Annotated in this window: 16 protein-coding genes and 1 pseudogene; 3 read left to right on the plus strand and 14 right to left on the minus strand. The window is 49.9% G+C overall.

Going from position 1 to position 13,214, the window contains the following annotated elements:
• Positions 1 to 148: 148 nt before the first annotated feature.
• The 3 genes and pseudogenes from KME12_26845 to KME12_26855 form a co-directional block, all read right to left on the minus strand.
• Positions 149 to 1,213, minus strand: coding sequence for a DUF1156 domain-containing protein (locus KME12_26845; protein ID MBW4491383.1), 1,065 nt, complete (start codon positions 1,211 to 1,213; stop codon positions 149 to 151).
• Between the two features lie 12 nt (positions 1,214 to 1,225).
• Positions 1,226 to 2,101 carry a hypothetical protein gene (locus KME12_26850; GenBank protein MBW4491384.1) on the minus strand — a complete coding sequence of 292 codons (876 nt, stop codon included), beginning with the start codon at positions 2,099 to 2,101 and terminating at the stop codon, positions 1,226 to 1,228.
• A pseudogene (locus KME12_26855) lies at positions 2,098 to 5,331 on the minus strand (DUF3883 domain-containing protein). Before KME12_26855 ends, KME12_26850 begins: the two are co-directional and overlap by 4 nt.
• Before the next feature lie 177 nt (positions 5,332 to 5,508).
• On the opposite strand from KME12_26855, the gene KME12_26860 reads away from it, so the two are divergent.
• Positions 5,509 to 6,200, plus strand: a protein-coding gene (locus KME12_26860) for an IS1 family transposase (protein ID MBW4491385.1) whose coding sequence is annotated in 2 segments (ribosomal slippage) — positions 5,509 to 5,839 and positions 5,839 to 6,200 — 693 coding nt in all. Because the reading frame shifts where the segments join, the coding sequence is not laid out codon by codon here.
• Here the strand turns inward: KME12_26860 and KME12_26865 are convergent.
• The 4 genes from KME12_26865 to KME12_26880 form a co-directional block, all read right to left on the minus strand.
• Positions 6,197 to 6,598 (minus strand): hypothetical protein, encoded by a 402-nt coding sequence (locus KME12_26865; GenBank protein MBW4491386.1) that lies wholly within the window; start codon positions 6,596 to 6,598, stop codon positions 6,197 to 6,199. The genes KME12_26860 and KME12_26865 overlap by 4 nt on opposite strands.
• Positions 6,595 to 6,924 (minus strand): hypothetical protein, encoded by a 330-nt coding sequence (locus KME12_26870; GenBank protein MBW4491387.1) that lies wholly within the window; start codon positions 6,922 to 6,924, stop codon positions 6,595 to 6,597. The genes KME12_26865 and KME12_26870 overlap by 4 nt, the downstream gene beginning before the upstream one ends.
• Before the next feature lie 203 nt (positions 6,925 to 7,127).
• Positions 7,128 to 7,595 carry a winged helix-turn-helix domain-containing protein gene (locus tag KME12_26875; GenBank protein MBW4491388.1) on the minus strand — a complete coding sequence of 156 codons (468 nt, stop codon included), beginning with the start codon at positions 7,593 to 7,595 and terminating at the stop codon, positions 7,128 to 7,130.
• A 29-nt stretch (positions 7,596 to 7,624) separates the two neighbouring features.
• On the minus strand, positions 7,625 to 7,942 hold the full coding sequence (locus tag KME12_26880; protein ID MBW4491389.1) for a transposase family protein: 318 nt from the start codon (positions 7,940 to 7,942) through the stop codon (positions 7,625 to 7,627).
• Positions 7,943 to 7,998: 56 nt separating this feature from the next.
• Between KME12_26880 and KME12_26885 the strand changes: the two genes are divergently transcribed.
• The gene (locus KME12_26885; GenBank protein MBW4491390.1) at positions 7,999 to 8,319 is read left to right on the plus strand and encodes an IS1 family transposase; all 321 of its coding nucleotides are present in this window, start codon (positions 7,999 to 8,001) and stop codon (positions 8,317 to 8,319) included.
• A gap of 28 nt (positions 8,320 to 8,347) precedes the next feature.
• Complete coding sequence (locus tag KME12_26890) at positions 8,348 to 8,488, plus strand: hypothetical protein (GenBank protein ID MBW4491391.1); 141 nt, start codon at positions 8,348 to 8,350, stop codon at positions 8,486 to 8,488.
• A gap of 22 nt (positions 8,489 to 8,510) precedes the next feature.
• On the opposite strand, the gene KME12_26895 is transcribed toward KME12_26890, so the two are convergent.
• From KME12_26895 to KME12_26925, 7 genes are all read right to left on the minus strand, one after another.
• On the minus strand, positions 8,511 to 9,347 hold the full coding sequence (locus tag KME12_26895; GenBank protein ID MBW4491392.1) for an SGNH/GDSL hydrolase family protein: 837 nt from the start codon (positions 9,345 to 9,347) through the stop codon (positions 8,511 to 8,513).
• A 225-nt stretch (positions 9,348 to 9,572) separates the two neighbouring features.
• Positions 9,573 to 9,728 (minus strand): hypothetical protein, encoded by a 156-nt coding sequence (locus KME12_26900; GenBank protein ID MBW4491393.1) that lies wholly within the window; start codon positions 9,726 to 9,728, stop codon positions 9,573 to 9,575.
• A 13-nt stretch (positions 9,729 to 9,741) separates the two neighbouring features.
• Positions 9,742 to 10,263 carry an HAD-IIIA family hydrolase gene (locus KME12_26905; protein MBW4491394.1) on the minus strand — a complete coding sequence of 174 codons (522 nt, stop codon included), beginning with the start codon at positions 10,261 to 10,263 and terminating at the stop codon, positions 9,742 to 9,744.
• 134 nt (positions 10,264 to 10,397) lie between these two features.
• Positions 10,398 to 10,787, minus strand: a complete 390-nt coding sequence (locus KME12_26910; GenBank protein ID MBW4491395.1) for a hypothetical protein — start codon at positions 10,785 to 10,787, stop codon at positions 10,398 to 10,400.
• A 79-nt stretch (positions 10,788 to 10,866) separates the two neighbouring features.
• Entirely contained in the window at positions 10,867 to 11,082 is a 216-nt protein-coding gene (locus KME12_26915) for a hypothetical protein (protein MBW4491396.1), read from the minus strand.
• Between the two features lie 130 nt (positions 11,083 to 11,212).
• Positions 11,213 to 12,311, minus strand: a protein-coding gene (locus tag KME12_26920; protein MBW4491397.1) for an IS630 family transposase whose coding sequence is annotated in 2 segments (ribosomal slippage) — positions 11,213 to 11,806 and positions 11,808 to 12,311 — 1,098 coding nt in all. Because the reading frame shifts where the segments join, the coding sequence is not laid out codon by codon here.
• Positions 12,312 to 12,499: 188 nt separating this feature from the next.
• Positions 12,500 to 13,054, minus strand: coding sequence for a helix-turn-helix domain-containing protein (locus KME12_26925; protein ID MBW4491398.1), 555 nt, complete (start codon positions 13,052 to 13,054; stop codon positions 12,500 to 12,502).
• Positions 13,055 to 13,214: the final 160 nt, after the last annotated feature.

A 13,214-nucleotide genomic window follows, 5' to 3' on the forward strand; every position in this document is an offset into this window, starting at 1 on the left:
AACTGCAAGCGGAGAGTTTCCGTAAGCAGGCAGCTTTAGCTCGTTCTAAGCCCTGCCCATAATTGTCATTTCTCCTTGTCGCGATCTACTCCTCTCGTTTGCTCTCGATCTGCTTCCGAGTTCAGGAGGAATTTCCTGCAAAAAGAGCCTATGTAGTTGACATTTCACAGCTTACTGTTCCATCGGATACTTTGCCCTGACCTGAGCGAATTTCAAATCGAATTTGAGGAACCACAGAGGCACGAAAATCACGAAGGTTTTCATTTTTTGTGTCCTCTGTGCCTTCGTGGTTCGCCCGTTCTACGATCGGCTCTACCCAAGTCTCCTTCCCCTTCTTCGTCGAAAGCGCAAACGACCTAACTAACGGCATTTCACACCCACAAGTTGGGTTTGGGCATTTCACTGTTCTTGCCCACAACCAAGCAATTACCGTTGCTTCACCGCCTCCCTTTTCTGGAGGTAACTTTACTTTTGGATATAAATGCCCAATTCGCTTTTCTGCCTCATCTCGCATCCATTTTCCGTAATAGCGCACATCCTCCGCTAGACCCTGTGCCCCTTTCCATTGCCCCAGTTTCAGCTTTGCTTGTGCCTCTGGATTCACTGGAGGCATATCCTTAAACTTTGGCGGAATCTCAATCAACGCCTTGTTAATTAGTACCGCAACCGGGTTTAAGTCGCTAGCATGAGCCTCCAACCCTAACCGCTGTGCCTCCAACGGAATCGACCCCCCTCCCGCAAACGGGTCATAAACCGGAGGTGCATTTTCAGCCAGATAACACCGTACCGCTTCTGGCTCTGTTGGCGGCTCATCTCCCCGATTCCAGGCAATACTGCGGGCAATCTCTCGCTGCGCCGCAATCAACACGCCCGAATCAGGATTATTGATGTCATCCCACGACACCAAGCCTCGAATGACTTGTTTCGTGTTGCCTTTTTTATCCGTTTCGATGGTGATCCGCCCCAAAATATCAAATAATCGTTGGCGCTCGGCAATTTGTGATTCCTCAGTTGGAAACTTATCCACCCAACTCGATGGATCATCTACCAATGAAGCAAACAACACCGCCCTACAAGCCGCCAGCGGTCGCCGCGCCCACCAGAGATGCAAGGTAGACGGATGCCCATGCCGAATCGACTTTTCCCGGGCCGATTCCATATTGATCGCTTCTAGCGGTAGGGCAACTTCAATTAGCTTTTTGCGGTAGTTCATAAGATGGATAAGCTAGTGAGCTTGAGATTGGTTAGACATCAGCTGGGACTGGAGCAGGGGAATTAGCTCACGTGCCCAGCGAACAGTTTGAGCAACTTCTTTTGCTGTTGCAGGAGTCAGAGCATAATCTCCTGCATGTGCTACCGAATCCCTTAATTTTTCAATAGCCTTAAGTTTTCTCTCTACTGCCTTCTTCTGGCCAGGAAAGTTCCCTAGCTTCAGAACCGCATCTCGTTTGTCACAAAAATCAGTTGTACTAATGCGATCAATCGCCATGTTGCTCTTCTGGATTCCCTGCCACTTTTCATTAATCCTGTTTTGGCGACTATCACTAAGCTTACTTAGCCAGACCTGCTCATCCGGGTAACTTTGTCTCAGCCATTCGGCTAGAAGTAGCTCAACCGAAGTGATAAGCATGAATAAAGCGGGACGAACTGGGAGTTTTTGAAGATCACTAAGCGTTACAATGCCAGCAATCTTGCGTCCTTTTACAACCAAACAAAAAGGTGTTTGATCAGCCTCTGCTACAAAAGAGAGCAAACTGGCATCTGCTGAAATCAACATTGAAGGGTGAAGCTGCCTCATTACTGCTCTCACAAGCTCACTAGGATTAGAAGCTTCCTGGCGTACTAAAACTCCGATGACACTTTCAGATTCATCTTGAACTGGTACATAGTCAAAACCTTGCAAATCCGAGCGAGATAATACCTCCTCTACAGTGTTGTCTAGCTCGCAAGTTATGAGATCGAACGATGTAATTAGGGTGATGGGCATCCCTTCCTCCAATGCTGGGAGAATCTGAGTAACATCACCATCAATTGATTTGCTAGCCCAAATAGGAACCAGAGCGTTCTGTGTTTCGGAGTGTGTCGTTTCTATTTGGCTCATGCTGGCTCCTTTCCCTGCGACCATAACTCCTTCCAGTTATAGTTCACGCTGTCTGCCTTAAAATCTGGCTCCTTCTGAAAAGGATTGAGTACGTACCTCACCACACAACCGTTCTCGCCCACGTTATAAGTACCTTTCGGAGTGGGAACCTTAAATGCATCCCCTTCAGGAAACTCTTCAGACTCTGGCACTTGTACTAAGGCCAGCACAAAATTTTCCGGCTTATTCAGTGCCGTCAAAATTTCATTCTTAGTAACTGTGACTGTCTCTGCTCCTTTAATCCGTCCCTTCACCTCAATAAACCGCATCCGTCCAGGCTGCTCCCCGGTTCCTGGCACCCGCGACTCGATATCATAGCCACACTTCTCTCGGCTCACATCGCGGGGTTCATGACCCAATGCCCGCTCCGCTGCCATCACTGATTCCATTGCCAGCATCTCCACCCGCTTGGTTTCCCTGGCAAACAGTTCTGCTTCCGATTGCCGCTTACCTTGCGCCCGTTGCAAGAACCCGATCGGGATGATCAATGCGCCGCCCACCACCGGAGGCAGGGGTGCCAGTTTGCGCTCTTGCTCTAATTCCGTCAGGCGTTTTTGCAGACGCGACTCCAACTCATCCGCTCTGGCCCTGGCTTTAGCCGAATTGATCTTGGCGTTGACCTTGCCCACCGCTTCCTGCTGCTTTAACTGTTCTGCCTGCTGATCCCAGTAGTAGATCTCTTTAGTCAGTCGCTCCTTCACAGCCTTGATCGTCTTGGCAACCAGTTCTTCCTTGCGGTGTTTGACCTCCCGCAGATGCTCTGGCATCAACTGGGCGATCGCATATTTTGTTGCCTGAGGTTCCAAATTTTTTCTCAGCCAGTCTTGCTCTAAGGCTGAGGCAACAAAGCTTTTCTCTTCCTCCCGGAGCGGTCGGTAGTTCAAGTAAGGCGCATACCCGGCATTCTGAGTATTGCCTTCTGAGTCAATCTCCACATACTGCATACGGCGCGATACCACTCGACGTTTGCCGCTACTGTCAGTACTAGCATCTTGAATAGAGTGTTCCAGGTAAACCAGCGCCCGCAGTCTTTCTTCAAAATCGCTCTCATCTACCAGCACTGCCCCTTGCTTTAGCAAATCCCGATGTCGATCCAGCATGATTTCGGTGACCGCTTCTAGCAGCGGATGCCCCGGACAGACGAAAGCGGCAGGGGGCTTACCGGGAACATTAATTAGTCCCTTCTCAAAACAGATACGCTCATAACTACGCAGGATTGGTTCTCTCACCCCAATCTGCCGATCCTGACTGCGAATAGTGGCTGGAACATGAGTAATCTCGTACCGCTTAGGCTCTCGTTGTTTAGCAGTGCCACCCAATTGAGCAAATGCTTCTAAGAAGAAAGCAGCAATAAAGTGAGGCTGAAGCCGTCGTGCCTCTGCCCGATCCATATCCTCTCGAATTTGCTGCACTCTGGAGGCATCCATCGTGTCTCGCGCCAGTGCTCGCTCTTCCAGCAGTTCGCGCAACCGTTGCTGATCCAAACGGTCGGACACGACCTGATTTAGCTTTGCCCGGATGTTGGGACGATCGCCATAGCGAATCGCTTCAATCAGGAGGTCGCGAAGGTCTTTGCCTGCGATCGCTTTACCCAACACGTCAAAGACCTTGCCGCCTAATGCCTTCTGCTCCAGATCCAGCTTCCGCAGCAGGGTTAGGTACACCTCACCCTCACGGGTTTCCTCTGCAACCAGATTCCAAAGATGGCAGACCTCGGTCTGTCCAATTCGGTGAATCCGTCCAAACCGCTGCTCCAACCGATTCGGGTTCCAAGCCAGGTCATAGTTGACCATCAGATGCGCCCGTTGCAAGTTAATCCCTTCCCCAGCCGCATCCGTTGCTAGCAGCACTTGAACCGTTACATCCTGCTTAAAAGCCTCTTCTGCTTTCTTGCGCTGCTCGCGTCCCAGACCACCATGAATCATGACAACTGCTTCCGATCGGCCAATCAGCGTGCGAATGCGATCGGCGAGGTAGTTGAGCGTGTCACGGTGTTCAGTAAAGAGAACCAGTTTTCGGCGATGGCCATGCGCGTCAAATAACTCCACCTCATTTTGCAGCAGATTGGAGAGTTCTTCCCATTTCTTATCCTTGCCGCTCCGCTTGACCTTCAGTGCTAGTTGCTCGATCTGGTTCAGTTGCTCGATCTCTGCTTGTAGCTCAGCCACCGTCCGTGCAGCCGTCGCTTGGTCTACCACTTCCTCTTCAGTAGCTTCCCGCTCATCCTCTGGAACGTCATCAAAGTCGTCTTCCCAGTCCTCAAGATCAATCGTGCGCCCAAAATCAATCTGGGCAACCAGATCCTGTCTCAAAGATTCTTCCTCATGGAGCCGTTTCTGCAAGCGTTCCCGGCGACGATGGATGGATTGATAGATTGCTTCTGGGGACGATGCCAATCGCCGCTGTAGGATGGTCAACGCAAAGCCAACTGTGCCTTTGCGCCCATTATTCTCTAAGGCATCTGCCCGATTAAACTCTTCCCGTACATACTCTGTGACTTTGCGGTAGAGCTGATCCTCCAGATCTGAAAGGCGATAACCAACGGTATATGCTTTGCGCTCAGGGAAGAGTGGCTTACCATCAAACTTGAGCAGGTCTTCCTTCACTAACCGCCGCATCAAGTCTGAGGTATCGGTCGTGTTTGTACCGCCTCGGAATCGCCCTTCAAATCGATCGCTATCCAGCAATGCCATGAAAAGTTGAAAATCTTCTTCCTTCCCGTTGTGGGGCGTTGCTGTCATCAGTAGAAAATGACGGGTGATTTCTCCTAGCAGCTTGCCCAGCTTGTACCGCTTGGTTGGTTTGACCTCACCTCCAAAAAAGGAGGCAGACATCTTGTGGGCCTCATCACAGATGACCAGATCCCAATCAGTTTGGGCCAACTTTGCTTGTAGATCATCGCTTCGACTTAACTTATCTAAACGGGCAATTAGTAAAGGAATTTCTGTGAAGGCATTGCCCGTCCGTGCTGCCTCAATGCGATCATTCGTCAAAATTTCAAAAGGCAGCTGAAACTTCTGAAACAGTTCACCCTGCCACTGAGCCGCCAAGCTACCATACCAGGACATACAACCAAGCAGCGGTGCAAATCCCCTCGGATGAGCAGCTCTCGCATTAACAACCCTGCCATAATCGTCTTTCCGGCTCCAGGGTCATCTGCTAACAAACCTTAACGGTTGTCGGGGAATCATCTCCCCATAGAGGGTGTAATTAAAAGTAGCAGGTTAGGTCAAGCTGGATTTTGAGCAAGACTCGCCCAATAAGAGTGCCAATCCTGGTTTGTCCGCAGCACTCGTAAGGCTAACATTGCCTCAGCATGTTTAACACTCGGCGTTGCAGAATAGAAGTATGAATTGAGGCTATTCTTGATGCAATGTCCTGAGTGTGGTTCCACTCATATCCGTAAGAATGGGAAAAAGCGAGGTAAACAAAATCACATCTGCGTGACTTGCTCTCGCCAGTTTCTCGACCACTACGAGTCGCACCTAGGCTACTCGGATGAGGTCAAACGAGAATGCTTGAAGATGTACGTCAACGGCATGGGATTCCGTGGCATTGAACGAGTCAAAGGAGTGCATCACACCACTGTGATTAACTGGGTCAAACAAGTGGGTCAGCATCTCCCCGATGCTGATGACCCAGAAACAGTTCCGCAGGTCGGAGAACTGGATGAACTGGAAACCTTTGTCAGGGGTAAAAAAACAAAATCTGGCTCTGGACGGCAGTTGACCACTTCACCTGTGGAATTTTAGGGTGGGTGTTAGGGGACCATAGTGCCGAGACGTTTACTCCCTTATGGGCAGTTGTCGCTCAATGGCAGTGCTATTTCTATGTGACTGACGGATGGAGTGTTTATCCGGGTTTTATTCCAGAGGGGGACCAGATTGTGAGTAAAACCTATATGACCCGAGTCGAGTCAGAAAATACCCGCTTACGGCACTATCTGGCTCGTCTGCATCGCAAGACGTTGTGCTATTCCAAGAGCGAGGAAATGCTGAGACACTCGATTCGCTTGTTACTTCACTACTTGAGATTTTGGGATGTACCTGTTCCAGCTTAGTTCATACCCTCATTCAGCAACGCCCGACGGTCTACCTCCTTCTTCTCAAGGGTCGTTGTTTGTGTTGTGACAATCGGAATCATGCTCCCGTCCATCTCCACAATCAGGCAATCTACCCCATCATGTTCCGGTATCTCGGTTTTGAGTTGACGACGTTGCAAGTGTAAAACCTGCTCGGCGTGCCGTTGGGTAACCGCTTGGGCAGAACTCACGGGCACGCTAATGCCATGATGTTCTTGCAACTTTGGGGGAATTTGTCCAAACGGCACATCTGCTCCAAAATCAGTAATCACTCGTTGTAACGGCAGTGAATACCCACGACAACTAACTGCTGCTGCTTCACTAAAGGGTCGGGTAATCCCTTTGCCTTTGCCTTGGCTAAACAGTTGCTCTCTCACTTCAATGCTTCCGAAGCGGGTGTACCAATAGAGTCTTTTTTTCGAGTGCGTTGAGCGTAGGGATTGGTGTGAACAAACTCATCCTGTTGTATCTGATTTTGCCGGGTTGCCCATCCTTGCAAGGCTGCCTGTCCCAGTTGCTGAATTTCTTCAATCACTCGTTGTTCGGCTTCATTGGCTTTGACCAGATTTCCCTCGGCATTCTCCACTACTGACAACAAAGTCTCTATCCTGGCTTTCAGGTCAGGATGACGGTTTAACCGCTCTTCCAAGCTCTCAGACTCGGTTCCAGCACACGCTGAGTTGTCAGTTGATTCTTGGCTCATTGGATGATGCACCTGGCTCGTGAGAAATTTACTAAATCATAGCGATCCCAGTCCTGCAATTCCTGCTGCCACTTTTAATTGCACCCTTGAGCAGGGGAACCTCGATACGTTCGTCCGTTTGGCCCCACACATACTCACACAAGTCGCCCCACAACAGATGGCATTCATCCGCAAAGAAGACCACTAACGCCCCGCAGAGGATCTCACGCCGACGTGCCTCCAACCAGGCAGTAATTTCCTGTTTTTTTCTCGACCAACTCTGGGTCTGCCTGCGGATTGCGCTTTTGCGTTTTCTTCCAGCTAATCCCTGCTTGCTCAAACAGGGTGTAGTAACTTTGCTTGGAGTCAAACACCACCTCATACTCTTGCTCCAGGTGCGCTTGGAGTTCGGCCAGATTCCAATAATTCTTGTGCTTCAACCAGGCGATCGCGGCCTGTCGCTGCTCTGGTTTTAGGGACCCGACTGAGCCCGAGTATCTTAGTTTCAACCCAGCGACCCCCGACTGTTCGTAGCCCTGAGTCCATTTGCTAATGAAGCCTGAACTGACGCCCAAACTCTCACCAATCTCCCGATGCTTATGCCCTTGAAGAAACATCTGGACGGCGATCGCTCGCTTGAGTTCACGAGCATCGGGATTGGAGCGGATGAAGTCAGCCAGGTCGTCTAACATAAGTCATTGCAGGAATTGTTTACTTCCTTCTATATTCTCATAAATGGCTTAGGATTGCTATAGTGCTGAGCCCACTGATTGAAGACCTGAGCAAACAGCTGGAAATCTAATTCTAGAATCACCCGCCGAAAAGTTGAGTGGGAGGGCATACGACGAGGGAGCGGATGTCCCAGATGTTGGCAAACTTGGGCTCCATAGAGTTGACTGAACTCAGCTAGGGGACGGTAGCCCCAGTACCCGCACATGGCACCGACAATCAGCAGCAGCAAGATGAACCACAAGTCATGCCGCTTACCGCGAAGCTGACGAAACTCAGGCACGCTTTGCAGGAGTTCGACTAAAGACATGGCAAATCCTCAACTCTATCTTTAGCTTGCTTTTTCTATAGCCGTATGAAACAGCCCTGCCCCAAGAACGGGAGCAGGGAGATTGCTGGGTTGGGCTAAGTCTCGCCCGTTGTAGTGGTTTAATTCTCGCTGCCCGTGTGGGCAAACACACTGATGTGTTCATTGAGCAGTTAGGGGTCAGCTCCGAAGGAAAAACAGCGTGTAAGCAGTTGAATCCGGATGACTGGGGAGGGTACGAACGAGTGTTACCTGGTGAGATTCAGCACCATATTGGCAAAGACACAACCCAGCGATTAGAGCGCCCCAATGGAACGATACGGCAACAAACGGGAAGATGGCTAAGCCTGCGGCACGCTACGCGAACGACGACAGAATAAGTTTGGCAAGGTGTGGGAACAAACGAGAGTGACAACTCGCCTAGTGGTGAGCTACTTCAACTGGATCTGGCAACATAGCCGATTCAAAACCACAGCAGCACAGCGGGCAGGATTAACCACGCGATCGTGGAGCTGGCACGATATTTCCTCCTATCCCACAGTGATTTAATGCACTACCGAGAAGTCCAGCATTATGGCAACAGGGCTGAGCGGGAGCTAGCGATTCCCTCCGCCTGAATCGTTGAAAAGGCAGCTTCACCTAAAATCTGATGGGCTGAAGTGGTGGGATGGATGCCGTCCCAAAACAAAAACTGGTTGGGATTGCCACAGGCCTTAGAACCTGTGAGACAGGCACTGGTAACATTGCTGAAGCCAAACTTGGTTGGATTTGTAATTGCTTCTCGGTAAAGCGTATTGGCATCCAAGGTCGCAATCTGCAACTCAGGATGTTGCTGAGTCAAGACCTTGAGCGATCGCCGTAAGCCTTGATTATGGGCTTGAGTTAAAGCACTCAAAGTTCCCGCTTGACTGCCGTTACGAGTAGAAGGTAGTTGCCCCAAGTCGGGGAGATTCGCCACTAAGATTTGCTTAGCACCCACTTGATTGAGAGAGGCGATCGCCTGAGTGATGTTCTCGATCGGGCCAGTAGTACTGTTCACTCCCTGCAAATAATCATTCGCGCCTGCCCACAACACATACAAAGCTTTAGAATCTGCTTTCTGATGAGTTTGGGTAAATGATTTGACTTGGGTCAGGAGACCAGGCACTAAACTATTGCGATCGCTGCTGGTGGTAGCACCGCCATAGGCAAAGTTATTGGTTTGCGTACTAGATAAAAAGAGGCGATCGCCCAGATACTCGACCCAGACTCGACCGTTGGAGTAGCGTCCTTGGTAGTACGTGGGATGAGGCGGATACATGCCTCCAGTTGACCGGAACACGGTTCCTACATCCGAAAGACTGTCGCCAAACACATAGAGCTGATTGATGGGAGTGGAACCTTGAGTCGAGAGTGTCAGCGCAACCATAAAGCCCAAAAATGCCAGAATTACTGCTAAAAGCCCTTTTTTTATCACGTTCAAAATATTCCTATTCAAACCTCTGCTCAGAGAGCTAGGTTAGATCGCCCAAATTGGGGTCTGTCAGCATCTTGGGTTTGTCCTTGACACTAGATATCTACTCTAGCCAGTCCGTGGGTAGGCGTGGAGGGAACAAACCGTACTAGATCAGGAGGATCATTCTACTCGGTGGCTCTATGGGCAAGCTTGAAACAGAATCGCGCTGCAAATGTCGGTAGGGACAGGGTTGGATTTGGGAGGATGACTCGCGATCGCTAAATCTTCGGCAAAATAATCGTCTTGTTGTCCTTGGCTCGTGTAGTCTTCCAAGCCACCTGTTGAGTAAGTCATGATGCGTCAACTCCTAAATCTTCAAAGCCATCTCAGCTCGATGCCGTGCTATCCAGACCCAAGCCCATTGAAAAGCGATGCCTGCTCGTTGGGCAACTTGTTCGTCTTCCTGACGATCCCCCACATACAAGCAGTTTTCGGGTAATTGATTATGCCTGACCATTGCCAACTTCAGCATACCGGGATTAGGTTTGCGGTACTGGCGGAACCATTTGGTTTGACTGTGGTTGTGGACATTATGACGAGTTACCCGGAAACACTTTCTGCCTTCAAAGTCAGGACAGAAGTAGATTTCTTTCAGTTGCGGAATTAGTTGCAGGGTATATTGCTGCTCTTGGATGCATTGCTTGATGGATTTGTGCCCAGCCGCAACACCACCTTGATTGGTGATACCCACAATGATCAAATCCGGCGAATAACTTTGGATTGCTATATCTGCCCCAGCAATGATCTGCTGATCTTGGGGGTGCTGCACATATAGCTGTCCATCTAGGGGTTCGCGGATGGTGCCGTCGAGGTCGAGAAGAAGAATCATAGTAAGGAAACTGCGATCGCTGAAAAATTCAGACCAACAATCTCAATTGCTGCCAGTCTTACTTCTCATAGTGATAATTCGCTCAGCAGGATTCATCGTCCTTAAGGAGAGGTCGTGTTCTTGCGATCGCGCCATTATTTAGATCTCGCCTTACCCCAGACTCGCTTGGGTTCTTTGCGAACCGTCTTAACCCCATTCACGAAGATAGAATCATCTGCCAATTCCTCCGCCATCATCGGAATCAGTCGCTGCATATTGGCGGTGTAGCTGCTTTGCCAGAATTGGGCCAATTTTGTTCTGGCAGCTTCATTCACAAATATCGTTTTATCAGGCATGATCAGTACCATTGCCACATGCCCTGAGTTTTCCGTGACTGCAAACACAAAGTCATCCTGATCCGCTTGCAGTCCTTCATACCAGTAGTCGATGTGTTCCTCTAACTCATACTCATAGAGAGATTTCTCCATTTTGCCTGCTTCAATCAGCGCTTTACGGAGAAGCGTTGCAATCTGTTTGCTCTTCATCTGAGTTGTTCTCTCCTGGGATCAACCTGGGCTAGAAAGCACGGGTATAGGCGATCGCCACCTTGACCGATTTTATATCCTAGCGCGATCGCTCTACAAGCTTCTTCAGGCGCAGGTATGCTTCCTCTGGGGTGAGAGGTGACGACTCCGTTTCGTTGGGAATGTAGAACTGCCTACTGTCAGGAAAGTGACGCACCACAAAGCTCGGAATGAGACCTAGCTTCATAGCCTCGTAGCCCAACTGTTCGGCAGTTTCTGCCAGGGTAAATTCATTATGAAAGTGGGGTTCATTCATGATGGATGCTCACTCCTACAAGCCATACAACACGATTCATTAGCTACAATTATCTTCTGACAAGCACTCAAATGTCTTTGTGATCTAATGTGACCTAAGCTTAGCAGCTTACTCCCTTCCCGCCCAAAGATTAGGGAACGAGCGAAAAGATGAAATTGAGCGTTTTTTGCACTTGTTCTGGCGACAGAAACTGATTCGAGTCCAGGAATTGATTGAGTTTCTGCTCAATCTGTCTCAAAGTTGTGCCAATCGGCAAATGATGCAGCAAACGTAAGTGGAGCAGATGAATCACGTATTCGAGCAAGTTGAATTTCGGCGAATCAGACGGCAAGTAGAGAAACTCAACTGTAATCGATGGCCCCAGTCCCATCTGCTCTAAGTGAACGGCAAGTTGCGACTGCATCTTTTGCTTGTGCGTGGGATTGTTGTCCAGAATGATCCAAAGCGAGTCATAGCCTAGTTCCACACAATCAAGGCAGAATTCCGCCAAGTATTCGGACACATCTCCTGTTTTAGCTTGGGAGCTAAGGCGGAAATACTCTTGACCACTGTGGGTATCCACACACAGGAGTCCGTTGAGTTTGTTCCGTGTTCGCTCGTCGCTTGGCACCTCTGGACGGGTGTTGCGTTCTGCCCATCCATAAAACAAACTGGGGCGCTCTGTGACGGCAAACTCATCAAAGAAGACGCTACGCTTACCAGGTTGGGGCGATTGCAGTTTTTTTTACTACTTCTACCCACTCTTTTTGCGCGTTTGGGTCCGCATTGGCGTAGTCCCGATGCGATCGCTGATACGACAAGCCTAACTCGCCTAAGAGTTCATAAATGCAGGAGTCTTTCAATCTCACCGCGAACTGTTGCTCTATCACCTCTGATAGAATCGCCCCTGTCCACAGGTTGCGATCGTATCCGTAGTCGCTCGGTCGTTGCGTCAGTACTATTTTCTTCAGTTGCTGTTGCTGCTCTGGGCTTAACCGACTCGGCTTTTGATGCTGAAGTGGGCGAACTAAGCTACTCAATCCGCCCTCCAGATATTTGTCGATCCAAGTCGTCAAGGTGTCATAGCGGCATCCAATTTGTTCACTGGCTTGGCCGCGACTCTGCCCCTTGTGTAGCAGTTTGATTGCGGTCAATCGCTGGCGAATGTACTGTTGCTGATTGCGGTAGTAAAGTTTTTGCCACTCGTCCGCATCAAAAGGCTTAGTTTGAAAGGCTTGAGTTCGATTCATCACGATTCCTTACTCCTTCCTCGATCCTACAGCGGGAAGGGAGTAACTTCATCGCTTGAGTGGGCCTCGCTCGTTCGAGGGCCTGAATCCCTGTCATCTCATCGGTGCTGATTAAATGGGTTCCTTGGGCTTGCAACTCTTGAGCCCTCAGATGGAGTTGACAAATCCCTTTCACTTGCTGTTCAAACTCAACTCGGTTCTCCGGATTGGCGTTGAGCCAGTAGCGGCTGCGATGGAGTTGGAGACTGGCTTCGTTTTAAGAAACGCCCCGCACTTCGAGGCGACACCTGCTCCACAATGCCACGTTTGACTGCTTCGTCGGCGAGCTCTTTGGGCGTCCATTGAGTGATGGGACGCTGCGACACTTGTGGCTCTTCACAGGCTAAGGCCACAATTTGCACCACTTGTTCTACCTTGAAGTGGACCGGAGTTTCCGGTCGAGCTGCGTCGCTCAACAGCTCAGTAATCGCTGGCCATAGCTTTGGTTCAACCTCGTCCGATGTTTCGATATCTTCTAGTCGCGATGTCGCATCCACCCATCGTTGTCGCCATAATCGCACCTGTGCGCGATCCAACTCCCATTGCTGGCTAATTTGGCTATTGCTGATGCCACGGGCCGCGGCCAAGATCAGTTGAGCCCGACGGACTAGGCGATATGGGTTTGTGGTGCGTCGCCCAATTTGCTCCAACACCTGTTGCTGTTTCTCTGACAGAACAATGGCTAGCGCTTTTGGAGTTGGCATAGGAGATGGGTGGAGAGCTACGTTATCTCTACTCTAGTAGACTGACAGGTCTAAATTAGGGCAATAGACTTTACTATTCTGCCATCTCAAAAACGGGGTAGAGATGTTTCAATTTGACCCTGGCATCCTGAGTTGTAAACTTCCAAGTCACTTTTGAGGC

It is taken from the genome of Trichocoleus desertorum ATA4-8-CV12 (genome assembly GCA_019358975.1).
Classification (GTDB): domain Bacteria; phylum Cyanobacteriota; class Cyanobacteriia; order FACHB-46; family FACHB-46; genus Trichocoleus; species Trichocoleus desertorum_A.

Bases quoted from the DNA above. Each gene is read 5' to 3' on its own strand.
- KME12_26925 (MBW4491398.1), bottom strand. From the start codon at position 13,054: ATGCCAACTCCAAAAGCGCTAGCCATTGTTCTGTCAGAGAAACAGCAA.
- KME12_26870 (MBW4491387.1), bottom strand. From the start codon at position 6,924: ATGAGCCAAGAATCAACTGACAACTCAGCGTGTGCTGGAACCGAGTCT.
- KME12_26850 (MBW4491384.1), bottom strand. From the start codon at position 2,101: ATGAGCCAAATAGAAACGACACACTCCGAAACACAGAACGCTCTGGTT.
- KME12_26845 (MBW4491383.1), bottom strand. From the start codon at position 1,213: ATGAACTACCGCAAAAAGCTAATTGAAGTTGCCCTACCGCTAGAAGCG.
- KME12_26915 (MBW4491396.1), bottom strand. From the start codon at position 11,082: ATGAATGAACCCCACTTTCATAATGAATTTACCCTGGCAGAAACTGCC.
- KME12_26895 (MBW4491392.1), bottom strand. From the start codon at position 9,347: ATGGTTGCGCTGACACTCTCGACTCAAGGTTCCACTCCCATCAATCAG.
- KME12_26880 (MBW4491389.1), bottom strand. From the start codon at position 7,942: ATGTCTTTAGTCGAACTCCTGCAAAGCGTGCCTGAGTTTCGTCAGCTT.
- KME12_26905 (MBW4491394.1), bottom strand. From the start codon at position 10,263: ATGATTCTTCTTCTCGACCTCGACGGCACCATCCGCGAACCCCTAGAT.
- KME12_26875 (MBW4491388.1), bottom strand. From the start codon at position 7,595: ATGTTAGACGACCTGGCTGACTTCATCCGCTCCAATCCCGATGCTCGT.
- KME12_26900 (MBW4491393.1), bottom strand. From the start codon at position 9,728: ATGACTTACTCAACAGGTGGCTTGGAAGACTACACGAGCCAAGGACAA.
- KME12_26910 (MBW4491395.1), bottom strand. From the start codon at position 10,787: ATGAAGAGCAAACAGATTGCAACGCTTCTCCGTAAAGCGCTGATTGAA.